Annotated in this window: 15 protein-coding genes; 7 read left to right on the top strand and 8 right to left on the bottom strand. The window is 73.1% G+C overall.

From position 1 onward, the window contains the following. Window positions 1-18 precede the first annotated feature (18 nt). Window positions 19-531: a GNAT family N-acetyltransferase gene (locus tag ACFYM0_RS01375; protein ID WP_388495421.1), complete on the bottom strand. Its 513-nt coding sequence runs from the start codon at window positions 529-531 to the stop codon at window positions 19-21. Window positions 532-679: 148 nt separating this feature from the next. Between ACFYM0_RS01375 and ACFYM0_RS01370 the strand changes: the two genes are divergently transcribed. Further along, a complete protein-coding gene (locus ACFYM0_RS01370) occupies window positions 680-1,171 on the top strand; it encodes an SRPBCC family protein (protein WP_388495420.1) in 492 nt (163 codons plus the stop codon). Window positions 1,172-1,386: 215 nt separating this feature from the next. Here ACFYM0_RS01370 and ACFYM0_RS01365 read toward each other — a convergent pair whose 3' ends face one another. Beyond that, window positions 1,387-2,070, bottom strand: coding sequence for a hypothetical protein (locus tag ACFYM0_RS01365; RefSeq protein ID WP_388495419.1), 684 nt, complete (start codon window positions 2,068-2,070; stop codon window positions 1,387-1,389). A 92-nt stretch (window positions 2,071-2,162) separates the two neighbouring features. Next, entirely contained in the window at window positions 2,163-3,290 is a 1,128-nt protein-coding gene (locus ACFYM0_RS01360) for a PLP-dependent cysteine synthase family protein (protein ID WP_388495418.1), read from the bottom strand. 248 nt (window positions 3,291-3,538) lie between these two features. Between ACFYM0_RS01360 and ACFYM0_RS01355 the strand changes: the two genes are divergently transcribed. Further along, complete coding sequence (locus ACFYM0_RS01355) at window positions 3,539-4,156, top strand: ATP-binding protein (RefSeq protein ID WP_388495416.1); 618 nt, start codon at window positions 3,539-3,541, stop codon at window positions 4,154-4,156. A gap of 40 nt (window positions 4,157-4,196) precedes the next feature. On the opposite strand, the gene ACFYM0_RS01350 is transcribed toward ACFYM0_RS01355, so the two are convergent. Together ACFYM0_RS01350 and ACFYM0_RS01345 are read right to left on the bottom strand one after the other, a co-directional pair. Continuing rightward, window positions 4,197-5,636 (bottom strand): ROK family protein, encoded by a 1,440-nt coding sequence (locus tag ACFYM0_RS01350; protein WP_388495415.1) that lies wholly within the window; start codon window positions 5,634-5,636, stop codon window positions 4,197-4,199. A 43-nt stretch (window positions 5,637-5,679) separates the two neighbouring features. Next, complete coding sequence (locus tag ACFYM0_RS01345; protein WP_388495832.1) at window positions 5,680-6,342, bottom strand: alpha-ketoglutarate-dependent dioxygenase AlkB family protein; 663 nt, start codon at window positions 6,340-6,342, stop codon at window positions 5,680-5,682. 107 nt (window positions 6,343-6,449) lie between these two features. Between ACFYM0_RS01345 and ACFYM0_RS01340 the strand changes: the two genes are divergently transcribed. Beyond that, the gene (locus ACFYM0_RS01340) at window positions 6,450-7,196 is read left to right on the top strand and encodes a maleylpyruvate isomerase family mycothiol-dependent enzyme (RefSeq protein ID WP_388495413.1); all 747 of its coding nucleotides are present in this window, start codon (window positions 6,450-6,452) and stop codon (window positions 7,194-7,196) included. Between the two features lie 110 nt (window positions 7,197-7,306). Then, a complete protein-coding gene (locus ACFYM0_RS01335) occupies window positions 7,307-8,794 on the top strand; it encodes an oxidoreductase (RefSeq protein ID WP_388495411.1) in 1,488 nt (495 codons plus the stop codon). Between the two features lie 56 nt (window positions 8,795-8,850). On the opposite strand, the gene ACFYM0_RS01330 is transcribed toward ACFYM0_RS01335, so the two are convergent. Both ACFYM0_RS01330 and ACFYM0_RS01325 read right to left on the bottom strand, forming a co-directional pair. Further along, complete coding sequence (locus ACFYM0_RS01330; RefSeq protein ID WP_388495409.1) at window positions 8,851-9,828, bottom strand: spherulation-specific family 4 protein; 978 nt, start codon at window positions 9,826-9,828, stop codon at window positions 8,851-8,853. A 198-nt stretch (window positions 9,829-10,026) separates the two neighbouring features. After that, entirely contained in the window at window positions 10,027-10,725 is a 699-nt protein-coding gene (locus ACFYM0_RS01325; RefSeq protein WP_388495408.1) for a TetR/AcrR family transcriptional regulator, read from the bottom strand. Window positions 10,726-10,873: 148 nt separating this feature from the next. Here ACFYM0_RS01325 and ACFYM0_RS01320 point away from each other — a divergent pair, with 148 nt between their 5' ends. Further along, window positions 10,874-11,332, top strand: a complete 459-nt coding sequence (locus ACFYM0_RS01320; RefSeq protein WP_388495406.1) for a nitroreductase/quinone reductase family protein — start codon at window positions 10,874-10,876, stop codon at window positions 11,330-11,332. Between the two features lie 166 nt (window positions 11,333-11,498). Here the strand turns inward: ACFYM0_RS01320 and ACFYM0_RS01315 are convergent, their stop codons facing one another. After that, window positions 11,499-12,773, bottom strand: coding sequence for a geranylgeranyl reductase family protein (locus tag ACFYM0_RS01315; protein WP_388495830.1), 1,275 nt, complete (start codon window positions 12,771-12,773; stop codon window positions 11,499-11,501). A 301-nt stretch (window positions 12,774-13,074) separates the two neighbouring features. Between ACFYM0_RS01315 and ACFYM0_RS01310 the strand changes: the two genes are divergently transcribed. Together ACFYM0_RS01310 and ACFYM0_RS01305 are read left to right on the top strand one after the other, a co-directional pair. Further along, a complete protein-coding gene (locus ACFYM0_RS01310; protein ID WP_388495404.1) occupies window positions 13,075-14,439 on the top strand; it encodes a dipeptidase in 1,365 nt (454 codons plus the stop codon). A 98-nt stretch (window positions 14,440-14,537) separates the two neighbouring features. Beyond that, on the top strand, window positions 14,538-15,242 hold the full coding sequence (locus tag ACFYM0_RS01305; RefSeq protein ID WP_388495403.1) for an MBL fold metallo-hydrolase: 705 nt from the start codon (window positions 14,538-14,540) through the stop codon (window positions 15,240-15,242). The last annotated feature ends 122 nt before the right edge of the window (window positions 15,243-15,364 follow it).

Raw genomic sequence — 15,364 nt, 5'->3', positions numbered from 1 at the left:
CAGGCCCACCGGAGCCCCTCACAGGTCCCGGCGCATGCACACCCGGGGCCAGCGGGCGAGCCCGTGCACGGCCTCGCGGTCGCGGATGTCCCGCAGGCCGGGGCCGAGGCCGCCCTCGTCCAGGGTGCGGAAGCCGCAGCGGGCGTAGTACGGGGCGTTCCACGGCACGTCGGTGAAGGTCGTCAGGGTGAGCGCGGGGGCGCCCTCCACCCGGGCCCGCTCCGCGAGATGGTCCAGCAGGGACCGTCCGATGCGCCGGTGGGCACGGTCCGGGTGCACCGACACCTGCTCGACGTGGAGGTTCCCGTCGACGCGGTCGGCGAGGAGGTAGCCGACGGGGTTCCCCGCCCCGGCGCCCTCGGCCGCGACCCAGGCCAGGCCGGCCCGCCGGTAGCCTCGGAGTTCCTCCAGCGGAAGCGGTTCGTCGTCGGCGATCTCCTGCATGCCGATGGTCCGGAAGCATTCCCCGGCGGCCCGCTCGATGTCCTGCAGGAGGGCCAGTTCGTCGATGTGCGCTGCTCTGATAAGCATGTACGGCATTGTCCCGCCGGGACCGGGGCCGCGAAACGGGTTCGCCACCGCGCCCGGCGGCTCCGCGGCGGACAACTGACGGAGCGACAGCTAGGGTGACAGCCCGCCGGCCGCCGCCGGCCGTCCGCCGAACCGAGGGAGTGCCGCCATGGCCCGCCGACTCCGCCCCGTAGGACTGGACTTCATCGAGGTCGCTCCCACCCGCCTGGTCTTCGCCGGCCGGACCACGGCGGCTCCCGAGGACGTGTACCGGGCGCTGGCCGAGGAGGTCGAGGGCTGGCCGCGCTGGTTCCGGGCCGTGATCCTGGCCCGGCCCACCCACGGCGGCGCGGGGCGCGAGATCAAACTCGCGGGCGGGGTCCGGTTCCAGGAGACGATCATGGCCGCGGATCCGGAGCGGCGCTACGCGTACCGGGTCGACGAGACCAACGCCCCCGGCATACGGGCCCTGCTGGAGGAGTGGCGCCTCACTCCCTCCGGCTCCGGCACCCACGTTCAGTGGACCTTCGCGGCGGACGGCCCGCTCCCCGTACGCCTCGCCCTGACCGCGGCCCGGCCGGGACTCGGCCACTCGTTCCGCTCGGCCGTCCGCGCGCTGGACCTGCGGCTGGCGGCGCGGAGGACCGGTACGGATCAGTAGGAAACGTCGGGTTGGCGGGCGATGACAAGCTCGACCGCGGGATGTGTTTCGGCCAGGTCCCCGTACCCTCCGGCGGGTACACGGGCCTGTTGTACTCGATGCCTGCCGTGATTCCCCCGAAAATCCGCTGTGGCCGAAGTCCGCACAGACGAGTGCCGCAACCGGACGGGGCCCGCCTCCCCCATGAGGCTGTGTCGCCACGGCCCCGTCACGGGTCAGATCGCGGGGTGCCGCACCGCCAGGTCCCCGTAGCCGCCCGCCGACCAGACCCGGGTCCGGAACTCCTGCAGGGTCAGGGCCCGTTCGCCCGCGAAGTGCACAGTGCCGCAGCGGCCGCAGTACCAGCCGTCCGCCCAGACGCGGTCGGCGGCCACCCGGCCCGGTTCGGTCCGGCGGCGCCAGGTCCGTACGGACCGGCCCGACAGGGCGAGGAGGAGGATGCCCAGGAGCAGTAGGGCCGCGCCGATCCAGGCCAGGTAGGTCGCGGGCTGGTCGACCGCGAAGGGGCCGCCGCCGTCGGTCCCGTAGAGCCGTGGGGTCGTGCCGTCCTCGAACCACTTCCCCGCGATCGCCCCCCAGACGAAGACGCCGACCGCGGCGAGGAGGAGCAGCACCCCGACGCAGCCCGCGGCGCCGTTGTCCGGCTCCTCGGGGGCGACCGCGAGGGCCTTGGCCAGCGCCGAGTTCTCCTCGCGGGTCGTGACGCTGTCGTCCTCGCCGCCACCGCGCTCCACCCGCATCGCGGCCTTGGACCGCAGGTACGCGGCCGACACGCCGAGCACCTGGTCCTCCCGGCCGCACCGGGGACAGGCCGGCGGACCGCCCCCGCGCGCGCCTTCACCGCCCGCACCGCTGCCGCTCCCGGAACCGCCGCCGCCGTTACCCGCGTTCTCCGCCATCGCTCCCCACCCTGCCCTGCCCCGCCCGCCCCACGTCCAAAGTCCGCACAGCGTAGCCAGCGCCCCCGTCCCCGGCCAGGGAAAACGATTCATCAGGCGATGGGCTCGCTCCACACACCGGTCGCCAGCATGGTGTCGAGCGTCCGTGCGTACGGCGCGATGTCGAGCCCCTGCTCCGCCAGCCACGCGTCGGAGTAGTACTTGTCCAGGTAGCGCTCGCCCCCGTCGCAGAGCAGGGTCACCACGCTGCCCGTGCGCCCCTCCGCCACCATCTCCGAGATGATCTTCAGTGCGCTCCACACGCCGGTACCGGTGGAACCGCCCGCCTTGCGGCCGATCACCCGCTCCAGCGCGCGGCACGCCGCGACGCTCGCGGCGTCCGGGACCCTCATCATCCGGTCGATGGCCCCGGGCACGAAGCTCGGCTCCATCCGGGGCCGGCCGATGCCCTCGATGCGCGAGCCGCAGTCGCTGGTCGCGTGCGGGTCGCCCTGAGTCCAGCCTTCGAAGAAACAGGAGTTCTCCGGGTCCGGGACGCAGATGCGGGTGTCGTGCTGCATGTAGTGCACGTAGCGGGCGATCGTCGCGGAGGTGCCGCCGGTGCCGGCCGTGGCCACGATCCAGGCGGGCTCGGGGTAACGCTCCAACCGCAGCTGCTGGTACATCGATTCGGCGATGTTGTTGTTGCCGCGCCAGTCCGTCGCCCGCTCCGCGTACGTGAACTGGTCCATGTAGTGGCCGCCGGTGCGGGCGGCGAGCTCGGCCGACTCCTCGTACATCTTCATCGAGTCGTCGACGAAGTGGCACTCACCCCCGTGGAACTCGATGAGCCGGCACTTCTCGGGGCTCGTCGTACGCGGCATGACGGCGATGAACGGGACGCCGATCAGCTTGGCGAAGTAGGCCTCCGAGACGGCGGTGGAACCGGACGAGGCCTCGATGACGGGGCGCCCGGGGCGGATCCAGCCGTTGCAGAGCGCGTAGAGGAACAGGGAGCGGGCGAGGCGGTGCTTGAGGGACCCCGTCGGGTGGGTGGACTCGTCCTTGAGGTAGAGGTCGATGCCCCAGGCCTCCGGGAGCGGGAAGCGCAGCAGGTGCGTGTCGGCGGAACGGTTCGCGTCGGCCTGCACCTTGCGGACAGCCTCTTTCAGCCATGCGCGGTAGTCCGCGTCGCTGCGGTCGACGTCGGTGGTCGTGGCGGTCGTACCGGTGGTGCTCATGCGCCGTGCTCCTTCGTATGCCCTGAATGTCCCGATGTCCTCGAGCGCTCGGTCGGCCCGGCGCCTCTTCGCCGTTCGCTGCCCGCTTTCGCAATGTACCCCCCTCACCTGCACAAACAGTCACTTTGGGTATCCATGCGGATCGCTTTCGATCGCGTTCGGTTGCACACCGGCCCACAGTGGGTGACCCTGGGGAGGCGTCACCGAGGGTGCAGCACCCGTAACACTGATGTCGGGGAGTCGCAGCCGTGATCAGTCATTCCCGCAGGCACTGCGTCGTCGAACTGCAGGCCCTGCCCTTGCGGATCGGACAGATCCGCCGAATCGTTTCGGCGCAACTGCGCCACTGGCAGCTCGATCCGCTCATAGACCGGGCCGCGCTCGGCGTGACGGAGCTGCTCAGCAACGTCCACCGCCATGCGCAGCCGGACAAGACGTGCACCGTCGAGATCGAGCTCCGTCTCGGCCGGCTGACCGTCTCCGTCTACGACAGCGACCCCCGCCTCCCCATGCTCCGGGACTCCCGGGCCGCCGAGGCTTCCGGGGCCACCCGCCCGGCGGGCATCGCCGCCGTCGACGCCCTGGAGACCTCCGGACGCGGGCTCGCGCTCGTGGAGGCGCTCAGCGAGGCGTGGGGGGCCCGTCAGCAGGACGACCGCGCGGGCAAGGTGGTGTGGTTCTCCCTGCGCGCCGCCCCCGGCCCCGCCGCACCGGAAGCCCACCCGGTGCTCCCGGCCGAGAAGCCGGTGCCGCACGCCGGCATGACCGTACGGGACCCCGCGCCGGCCCCGCCCGTCGCCGCACCCCCCGAGCCGGTCTCCGCCCGCCTGTCGGTGTCCGCCACGGTCGGCGCCCGGCCCGGGTAGCCTCCGGCCGCCGCAGCCGCCCGGAGGGGCCGTCGAACGCTCAGGCCGCCGTGCCCAGGGTCCCGAGGGGGTCGTCGAGCACCGGCTGCCATGCCAGCTCGGCGGCGCCGACCAGGCTGTTGTGGTCGAGCGTGCACGGCAGGATCGGCACGCCGCCGCTGCGCCCCCACAGGCTGCGGTCCGCGACCACCGCGCGCAGCCGCTCGGGGTCGGCGTAGAGCAGCTCGCGGTGGAGTCCGCCCAGGATGATCCGGTCCGGATTCAGGATGTTGACCAGGCCCGCGAGGCCCAGGCCGAGCCGGTCGATGAGCTCCTCGGTGGCCGCCCGCACCCCGGGGTCCGCGGACTCCTCGCGCAGCAGGTCGCGGGCCTGCTGGAGCAGGGACACCTCGGGGCCCGGGGTGCGCCCGGCGGCGGTGAGGAAGGCCAGCGGGTCGGCCTCCACGTCGAGGCAGCCGCGGCTGCCGCAGTGACAGGGGCGCCCCTCCGGGTTCACGGTGAGGTGGCCGACCTCCAGGGCCAGGCCCGAACTCCCGCTGTGCAGGCGGCCGTCCAGGACCAGCGCCCCGCCGACCCCGCGGTGCCCGGTGGCCACGCACAGCAGGTGCTGCGCGCTGCGGCCGGCGCCGTGGCGGTGCTCGGCGAGCGCGGCGAGGTTCACGTCGTTGCCGGTCAGTGCCGGGCCGTCGATCCCGGCCTCCTTCACGCAGTCGGCGAAGATGGCCCGTACGGGGGAACCTGCCGGCCAGGCCAGGTGCAGCGGGTTCAGGGCCGTCCCCTCCGGCTCCGCGACCGCCGAGGGCACCGCGAGGCCTGCCCCGATGCAGCGCCGGCCGGTCTGCGCGAGCAGCGCGGCCCCGGCTTCGACGACCGCGCCGAGCACCTGCGCGGGGTCGGCCGACACGGGCACCCGTCCGGGAGCGGTGGCGACGATCCGGCCGCCGAGGCCGACCAGGGCAGCCCGGAACCCGTCCGAGTGCACCTGCGCCGCCAGGGCCACCGGGCCGTTCTCGTCCACGGAGAGCCGGTGCGAGGGGCGGCCCTGGGTTCCGCCGGCCCCGCCGGGGCGGGAGTCCACGCGGATCAGGCCGAGCGCCTCCAGCTCTGCGGCGACGGCTCCGGCGGTGGCTCGGGTGACACCGAGCTCGGCCGTCAGAACCGCGCGGGTCGGGGCCCGGCCGGTGTGGACGAGCTCAAGCGCCGGGCCGAGTGCGCCACGGCCCCGCTCCAGCTTGGTCCGCGCGGAGCCGGCGGCGGACGCCGAGCCCGAAGCGGAGGCGGACGCCGAGCCCGAAGCCGATGCCGATGCCGGGGGCATCGCCGGCGCCGCGGCCGCGGACGCCCCGGAAGCCGTCGGGGCGACGGACGCTCCCGTCCCGTCGGACCCCTCGGCCGTGCCGCCGGCGCCTTCGGTCCCGTCCGTCCCAGCGGACACCGTGGTCACATCCCCCACCCGCCGCGGGGCCCCGTTGCCGTTCATGACAGCGATCCTCGCATGATCGGAGCCTCGAGGACGCCGCCCGCTAGCCGAGCCCGCCGACCCGCAGCGTGATGTTCAGCCGCCCGGCCAGCCCGAGGCCCGGCGGGGCGGTGCCGGGCAGGACTTTCGGCACCCCGTGAAAGGCCCGTCGGACCGGCCCGCCGAAGACGAACAGATCCCCGCTGCGCAGCTCAAGGTCCCGATACGGACGCCCGCGCGAGGCGGTGTTGCCGAAGCGGAAGAGGCAGGAATCACCCAGGCTCAGCGAGACCACGGGGGCTTGCGAGCGCTCCTCGGCGTCCCGGTGCATGCCCATGCGGGAGTCGCCCCCGTAGAAGTTGACCAGGGCGATGTCGTAGGCGACGTCCGGATCCGGGGCCTGCCCGTACGCGGCGGCCACGGCGCTGCGCCCCAGCAGCGCGAGCCAGTCGGGCATCGCCTTGACCGGCGTGCCGTCCCCGTCGACGGCCGTGGGCGCGTAACCGTACGGGTACCAGTGCAGCCCCAGGCACACCTGCCGGGCGGTCATCGTCCCGCCGCCCGGTGTGCGCACCGTCCGCAGCCCGGCGGGCGGCCGGGCCCATCCCCGGCAGGCCTCCACCAACTCCCGCTGCCGCCCGGGCCCCAGCCAGTCCGGCACGTGCACGGCGCCGGGCACGATCTCGGTGCGCTCGCGCGGGAAGAGCTCGCCCCCCGGGTGCTCCATGGCCTCCACCGTCTCCTCCACGCACTCCTCCGCGACGCGCTCCACCGCCTCCCTGACCTCCATCATCCTTCGTTGTGCGTCCCCGCGGCGGCTGCGAGACTCCCGGCATGGAGATCATCAGCTTTGTGAAGACCGTGGCCCGCGAGGGCGAGCAGCTCGCCGACGCAGCCGAACGGGCCGGTACGGACGCCTTGGTGCCCACGTGTCCGCAGTGGCGGGTCGCCGATCTGCTGCGCCACACCGGCTCCGTGCACCGCTGGGCCACCGGGTACGTGGCGCAGGGCCTGACCGAGCGGGCGCCGTTCCCGGAGGCTCCGGAGCTGGTGGGCGCGCAACTGCTGGCCTGGTTCCGCGAGGGCCACGCGACGCTGGTGCGGACGCTGACCGGGACCTCGGCCGACGCCCGGTGCTGGACCTTCCTGCCCACCGCCCCGCCTTCGCCGCTGGCCTTCTGGGCGCGGCGCCAGGCGCACGAGACCACCGTGCACCGGATGGACGCGGAAGCCGCGCTGGGCGTGCCCTTCGGGGCCGTGGATCCCGGCTTCGCGCAGGACGGGGTGGACGAGCTGCTGACCGGCTTCCACGCGCGGCCGCAGAGCCGGGTACGGACGGCGGAGCCGCGGGTGATGCGGGTACGGGCCTCCGACACGGGCGCGGTGTGGACCGTACACCTGTCCCAGGAGCCGGCGCGCACGGTGCGCGGGGATGCGGACGGCGAGGAGGCCGACTGCACGCTGACGGGCGAGGCCTCCTGGCTCTACTCGGCTCTGTGGAACCGGCAGCCGCTCACCGGACCGGGCGTGACGGGCGACGCCGAACTGGCCCGGCTCTGGGTGGACACGGCCGGAATCTGACCCCTCGGCCGTGTCCTTCGGATCTTGCCTGCCGGGCCAGACCCGAAAGAGACGGCTCAGGCCTCGGTTCCTTGTGCTCGCATGCGGCAGCCGTGCAGCACTCGTAGCCTGTGGCGGTGCTGAACTACGACGAACTGACGGTGGCCGAGCGCACCTTGTGGGATTCCTTCCCCACAGGTCGGTGGGTGGATCTGAGCACCGGGACGCCTGAGGACGACGATCCCGCAAGAGGAGAGCGCTGGGGGCCCGAGCGCACGGTCCGTGCGGAGGTCCTGGCCGCCCTTCTGCTGGGCGGCAACACGGAGCCGTCGAGCAGTGTCGCTTCCTTGCGCCTCGCCGGAGCGCTGATCACCGGCCGGCTCGACTTGGCCGGTGCGGAGATCAACCACCTGCTGTGGCTGAAGGCATGCCGGTTGGAACAGACGGTCAGCCTCTACGCGGCCTCTACGCGGACGGTCCGGATCACGAACAGCCGGGTCCCCGGCGTGGACGCCGGACTGGCCCGCATCGAGGGCCATCTCGACCTGAACGGTTCCGTGATGGAAACGGGCCGCCTTTCACTCATCAACGCTCACGCGGCCGGCGAGCTGGTCCTGAACGGGGCCCTGATATCGGCGCCCGGACAGTGGGCGGTGTTCGCGGGAGGCCTGATCATGGGAGGCGGCGTCTTCTGCCAGGGCTTCACCGCGCGGGGCGGGGTGCGGCTGCCGGGCGCGCAATTGCCCGGAGGCCTGTTCATGCGGGGCGCACGCCTGGAGAGCCCCGGCGGCATGGCGCTGCTCGCGGACAACGTGACGGCCACCGTGGTGGAGCTGTCCGAGGGATTCAGCGCGGTGGGAACCCTGCGGCTGCGGGGTGCCCGGATATCAGACCTGCTGACCCTTGAAGGCGCGACCCTCGCCGGCCGTGACACGGCGCTGTTCGGGGTCGGGATGCAGGTGGGAACCTTCGACTTCGGCCTTGCCGCGGAGCCTGCGGGAGCGGTGGACCTCCAGGGTGCGAGGGCGACCGTTCTGCACGACCGCAGGCGGAGCTGGCCGAGGGTGGTGCGGCTGGACGGGTTCGTCTACGACTCCCTGAGCTCCGACGGGACCTTCCTGCACGAGGACGTGGCCCACCGCCTGGCGTGGATCCGCCGCAGCCCCGGCTATGCCCCGCAGCCGTACGAGCAGCTCGCCGCCTGCTACCGACAGGCCGGCCACGACGACGACGCCCGGAGGGTGCTGCTGGAGAAGCAGCGCCACCGCCGCCGCACCCTGAACCCGCCCGGACGGGTGTGGGGATACCTGCTCGACGCCGCCGTCGGCTACGGCTACCGGCCCTGGCTGTCCGCCTTGTGGATGGCCACGCTGTGGCTGCTCGGCAGCCTCGCGTTCAGCGCCCGCTCGCCGGTCCAGACGAAGTCCGGCGAGGGCGCCCCGTTCAATCCGTTCGTCTACACCCTCGACCTGCTCTTCCCCATCGGCGACTTCGGCCAGCGCAGCGCCTGGCACTGGACGGGGTCGGCACAGTGGCTGGCATACGTGCTGATCACCATCGGCTGGATCCTCACCACGGCCGTCGTCGCCGGCATATCCCGTACGCTGAACAGGAATTGACGGCCCCCGACGGCCCTACCGTCGAGATCACCGCCGCCGGGCGGTCGGAGACCGGCTCAGCCCAGGGTCGAGGCGTACGAGGTCTGGGCTCGGTACTTCCAGCCGGGCTGGGCGTCCCAGGGGTTCGGCATCTCCGCACTGGTCGCATAGGCGTAGCCCGCGCCGCGTTCGAAGGCCGTGCGGAGCGTCGCGCGCATCGCCGGGGCGTCGGGGACGTCGTGGACAAGGTGCCAGAACGCGGTGCCGCTCGGGTCGAGTTCGGCGCCGGAGCGGTAGCCGGTGAGTGCGTCGAAGACGTTGCCGCCGAGCCAGCCGGCGCCCGTGTAGGCGGCGTACGTGTCCTCGAAGGTGACGAAGACGTCGGCGGTGCGGTGGCCGGGCTCCAGGAAGCAGTCGGCGATGGCCGTACCGGGGTTGTTGACGACCAGGTCCGGCGCGCCGGGGGCGATGGCTTCCATGGTGTCCTGCACGTACGTGCGGAGCTCCGCGTAGTGGTCGCGGACGGCGTTGGCCGGGCCGCAGTCGCGGCTGACCACGTCGAAGAAGATGCCGTCCACGTGGAGCCGGCCGTCGGGGGTCTTCAGGTAGTTGTCCACGGAGGCCTTGACCTCGGCGATGTCACGGTTGCCGTGGTCGGTGTGGACGTAGCCGAGCACCTTGGTCTTCTCGCCGGTGGCGGTGGTGCCGGTGCGCAGGACATCGGCGCGGGCCCGCCAGGGGGCGTCGAACGGAGAATCGCCGTTGCCCGGATTGAGGACCACCACCGAGGCGGCCGGGCTGGTGGCGGTGAGATCGACGAGCATCGGGTCGTTGGCCCAGACGTAGGCCGGGACGGCTATCTCAAGGCCCCGCACACCGGCCGCCCGGGGGGTCGGTCTCACCTCGGGGGTCGGCGCCGGGGCGAGGGCCGGGGTACGGTCCCGGGCCTGGGAGCGGCCCGGCTCCGAGCTCGCCGACGCGGTGACGGCCGGCGCCGGCGCGGCGAGTAAGAGGGTGGCCAGGACGGCGTAAACGGCCTTCGCGGCGCGGGTCATGGCTGCTCCTCGGGGCGACGGCAGGGCGACGGCGGGGCGGCGCCGTGGCGATGGCCGGGCGCCGGGGACGGCAACCGGGACGGGAGCCCGGCCCGAGGAACACTAGACGGGCCGCCGCGCACACCAGGGCCGATTCCGCACCTTCAGTAGGAGGAACTGACAAGCGAACCTTCCCCGGCCCCGCCCGTACGGCCCGGCCTAGACGGCGGGCAGCCCGACCCCGTGCGCCAGCTGTCCGGCGGCGTGCGCGAAGAAGGCGGCGCGCTCCTCGACGACCCGGTCGAACTGGCCGAACAGTTCGAAGGAGATCAGCCCGACGAGCTGCGCCCAGGCGGCGACCAGGGCCGCGGCGGCCTCGGGGGGCAGGCCTTCGGCGAAGTCCGCGGCCATGCGGGCGGCCTCGGGGCGCAGCTCGTCGGGGAGTGGCGGGAGGGAGATGCCACGGCCCTCGTAGGCGGCGCGGACGATGCCGATGAGGGTGTTGCCCACGCGGGAGGCGGGGCCGATGGTGTCGAGGGGGGCGGTGTAGCCGGGGACGGGCGAGCCGTAGATGAGGGCGTACTCGTGCGGGTGCTCCAGCGCCCACGCACGGACGGACTCACAGACCGCGGCCCAGCGGGCGCGGGGGGTGCCGCCGGCGGCCAGCGAGCGGGCGTCGGCGCCCTCGGCGGCGGCGCCGACGCTGTTGTAGGCGTCGACGATGAGGGCGGTGAGGAGCTCGTCGCGGCTGGGGAAGTAGCGGTAGAGGGCGGAGGAGACCATGCCCAGCTCGCGGGCGACGGCGCGCAGCGAGAGCTTGGCGGCGCCCTCGGCCGCGAGTGCGCGGCGCGCCTCGTCCTTGATGGCGGCGGTGACTTCGATGCGGGCTCGTTCCCTGGCCCCTCGCACGGTGCTCATGGAGGTCAGTGTGCCACGCAGGCAGAGCACTGCCCAATAACGCGAGCACCGATCCATTTCGAGAGCACTGCTCTTGTTTTGGAGCGCCGATCCGTGCACACTGTTCTCAAGCGAGAGCAGTGCTCTCCCAAACTCCTCGGAGGCCAGCATGAACGCGCCCAAGCCGTACTACGTCAAGGCCGGCCGGCTCGACATCCTCTTCAACGCCCTCGTCGGCAAGCTGGCCCGCCTCGGCATGAGCCTGGCCGGAACCGCCGAGCTGTCGGTGCGCGGCCGCACCTCCGGCACGATGCAGCGGATCCCGGTGAACCCGTACCACCAGGACGGCACCCGGTACCTGGTCTCCGCCCGCGGCCACTCCCAGTGGGTCCGCAACATGCGCGCCGCGGGCGGCGGCGAGCTCCGCCTGGGCCGCACCGTGCACACGTTCACCGTCACCGAGCTCACCGACCCCGCCGAGCAGGCCGTCGTCCTGCGCGGATACCTGAAGAAGTGGGGCTGGGAGGTCAACCGGTTCTTCGACGGGGTCACCGCGAAGTCCTCCGAGTCCGAGCTCCGGGCCGCCGCCCCCGACCACCCGGTCTTCCGCATCACGGTCACCTCCTGACCGGCCGCCCACCCGGCCGCGAAACGCGGCGGCGGCCTCGCCGATACCTCCGGCAAGACCGCCACACTCCGCACTTCGACGCCACCGTTCCCCCCACCGGGGACGGCGACTTCGGCCCAGGACCCAGCCCCCAGCCCCAGCCCCGGACCAGGGCCCGAACCCGGGATCAGCCCTTGACCCCTCCCTGGGCTCCGTCCTGCTCCCCGGACCCGGACCCCACCTCAACGCCGGCCTCGGCGCCGGCCTCGCCGGCCCCGCCCCGGCTCCGCGCCTGCCGTGCGTCGAGCACGTGCAGCGCCTTGCGCGCCAGCGGGTACGTACGCACCATCTCGGCCAGCGTCAGCGAGCCCCGGGCGATCCGGGCGAAGGCCAGCCAGGCCGGCCGGAAGCCGGTGATCGCCGCGTGCAGCAGGCCCGGCTTGGCCTCGAAGAGTTCCAGCATCCGCCTGCCGACACCCATCTCCACGCCCAGCCCGGCCTTGACGGCGAAGGCGTAGTTGAGGGCCTGGCGGCGCGCGTCCACGGCGTCCTGGGCCTCGGAGATCTTCACGGCCCACTCACCGGCGAGCCGCCCCGAGCGCAGCGCGAAGGAGATGCCCTCCCGGGTCCACGGCTCCAGCAGGCCGGCCGCGTCGCCCGCGACCAGGACCCGCCCGCGCGAAAGCGGCGATCCGGGCTTGCGGCAGCGGGTCAAATGCCCGGAGGAGAGTGCCGGTTCGAAGCCCGACAGGCCCAGCCGGGCGATGAAGTCCTCCAGGTACCGCTTGGTCGCGGCCCCTTCTCCCTTGGCCGAGATGACCCCCACGGTGAGCGTGTCGCCCTTGGGGAAGACCCAGCCGTAACTGCCGGGCAGCGGGCCCCAGTCGATGAGGACCCGGCCCTTCCAGTCCGCGGCGACCGTCTCGGGGACGGGGATCTCCGCTTCCAGGCCGAGGTCGACCTGGTCCATCTCGACGCCGACGTGCGCGCCGATCCGGCTCGCGCTGCCGTCCGCGCCGACCACGGCCCGGGCCAGCACCGTCTCGCCGTCGGCGAGGATCACGGCGACGGTCCGCCGGTCGGGCACGGACGCCCCGTGCTGTTCCACCCGCGCGACGGCCGTACCCGTACGGACCGTGGCGCCGGCCTTCTCCGCCTCGGCCACCAGCGCCGCGTCGAACTCGGGGCGGTTGATCAGCCCGAACAGCATCTGCTTCGAACGCCGGGTCCGGGCGAACTTCCCGTCCAGCGAGAAGGTGACCGCGTGGACACGGTCCTTGAAGGGCAGTACGAAACCCGGCGGCAGCGCATCGCGCGAGGGGCCGATGATGCCTCCGCCACAGGTCTTGTACCGGGGCAGTTCCGCCTTCTCCAACAGCAGAACGCGCCGTCCCGCGGCGGCCGCCGCGTGCGCGGCCGAGGACCCGGCCGGCCCGGCCCCGACCACGACCACGTCCCACACCTCGCCGGTCCCCCCGGCCGTCTGCGCGTCCGCCCCCTGAGCGGCCTGCCCTGCCTGCGCGTCGCCTACGTCGCCGCTGTCGCTCTCGTCGCTGCTCACGATGTGCTGCTGCTCCTGATCATGCGGTTCATGCCATTGCTCCGATGCCGGGGAAATCCTACGGCGCGAGATCGACTGCCTCGTTGTGCGAGGATCGGAAGAGTCTTTTGCCGTAGCCCGCGTACGCACACCCCGCGCATGCGGGACACGTCTACGTAACCCGTACACGTACACCAACGTCGCACCCAAGAGGAGCGTGCCCATGCCGTCTCATCCGATCGCCGAGACCGTCGCCTCGCTGATGCCCCGCGCCAAGCAGGAGCTGTCCGAGCTGGTGGCTTTCCAGTCGGTGGCGGACTGGGCCCAGTTCCCCCAGAGCGAGAGCCGGGCCGCCGCGAAGTGGGTCGCCGACGCGCTGCGCGCCGAGGGCTTCCAGGACGTCGCGCTGCTCGACACCCCCGACGGCACCCAGTCGGTGTACGGATTCCTGCCCGGCCCGGCGGACTCGCCGACCGTCCTGCTGTACGCGCACTACGACGTGCAGCCCCCGCTGGACGACGCGGCCTGGATCTCCCCCGCCTTCGAGCTGACCGAGCGGAACGGCCGCTGGTACGGCCGCGGCGCCGCCGACTGCAAGGGCGGGTTCATCATGCACCTGCTCGCGCTGCGCGCCCTCAAGGCCAACGGCGGTGTGCCGGTGAACGTGAAGGTGATCGTCGAGGGGTCGGAGGAGCAGGGCACCGGGGGTCTCCAGCAGTACGCGACGGCCCACCCCGAACTGCTGGCCTCCGACGCCGTCGTGATCGGCGATGCGGGCAACTTCCGCACGGGCCTGCCGACGGTCACCGCGACCCTGCGCGGCATGTGCCTGCTGAAGATCAAGATCGACACCCTGGGCGGCAACCTGCACTCCGGGATGTTCGGCGGGGCCGCCCCCGACGCGATGGCCGCCCTGATCCAGCTGCTGGCCTCGCTGCGCGCGCCGGACGGTTCGACCACGGTGGACGGGCTGGCCTCGGACGCGGTGTGGGAGGGGCTCCAGTACCCGGAGGCCGACTTCCGTTCCGACGCGAAGGTGCTCGACGGGGTCGAGCTGATCGGCGAGGGCACGATCGCGGACCGGCTCTGGTCCCGGCCGGCCGTCACGGTGCTGGCCATCGACTCCCCGCCGCTGGTCGGTGCCACCCCCTCGGTTCACGCGAGCGCGGGCGCGCTGGTGAGCCTGCGGGTGCCGCCGGGTGTGGACACGGTGCAGGCGATCAAGCTGCTGGAGGCGCACCTGGTGGCGCACACCCCCTGGAAGGCGCGTCTGGAGCTCGAAGTCGTCGGCCAGGGACAGCCGTTCCAGGCGGACACGGACAGTCCCGCATACGCCTCGATGGCGCAGGCCATGAAGGCGGCCTACCCGGGCCAGGAGATGCAGATCAGCGGCATGGGCGGCTCGATCCCCCTGTGCAACACGCTGACGGAGCTCTACCCGGACGCGGAGATGCTGCTCATCGGCCTGAGCGAGCCGGAGGCGCAGATCCACGCGGTGAACGAGAGCGTCTCCCCGGAGGAGTTGGAGCGCCTGTCGGTCACCGAGGCGCTGTTCCTCGTCAACTACGCGGAGTCCAAGCGCGCCTGACGGTGTCGCGGGCGGATCCCCGTGGATCCGCCACGGGCGAACCACGCTACCGGCGCAATCTCGGCCGGGGGCGTGGTTCGTCCGCGTACGTTCGGGTGATGGATCTCGTAGAAGTCGTCCCCGGTCGCCTGCACATGCTCCGCTACCCCATCGGCCAGGCCTACCTCTGGCGCGACGGTGACGCCCTGACCCTGATCGACGCGGGTCACGCCGGTTCGGCGGACGCGATCGAAGGGGCGATACGCTCCCTCGGGCTGGCGCCGGAGCGGCTGGAGCGGATCGTCCTGACGCACTGCCACCGCGACCACGTCGGCGCGGCGGGCGAACTCGCCGCCCGCCGGGGCGCGGAGGTGCTGGCGCACGCGCTCGACGCACCGGTGATCCGGGGTGAGCAGCCGGTCCCGGAACCGGTCCTGCTGGACTGGGAACTCCCGTTGTACGCACACGGCCTGACGGTTCCGCAGGCACCGCCGACCCCGGTGGACCGGGAGTTGAAGGACGGCGAGGTACTCCCCTTCGGCGACGGTGCGGTCGTCGTCCACGCTCCGGGTCACACCCCGGGCAGCATCGGCATCCATCTCCCGGAGCACGGCGTGCTGTTCACCGGCGACTGCGTCGCCGGTGTCGGCCGGGTGATGCTCGGCGTGTTCAACGTGGACCGTGCCCTGGCCGTCGATTCGATGCTCCGCCTCGCCGCACTGGCCCCTTCGGTGGCCTGCTTCGGCCACGGCGACCCCCTGGTCTCGGACACCGCGGCCACCCTCCTGGCGGCGGCGCGAGCGGCAGCTGACCCGACGGCCTGATCCGGGCAGCGGGCCGGGGTGCCGTCCCCGGCCCGCTGCCTCCGGCATCCGACCCCCGGCTCCGGCCCCCGGCCGCGCCGCCGCGGCGCCTGACCGCCCGGCCGCCCGGCCGCCCTTCCGCC

Origin of the sequence: Streptomyces sp. NPDC006487 (genome assembly GCF_042870555.1) — a bacterium.
GTDB lineage: Bacteria > Actinomycetota > Actinomycetes > Streptomycetales > Streptomycetaceae > Streptomyces.
The sequence above is the reverse complement of the archived record's forward strand: the minus strand, read 5'-3'. Positions and strand labels throughout refer to the sequence as shown.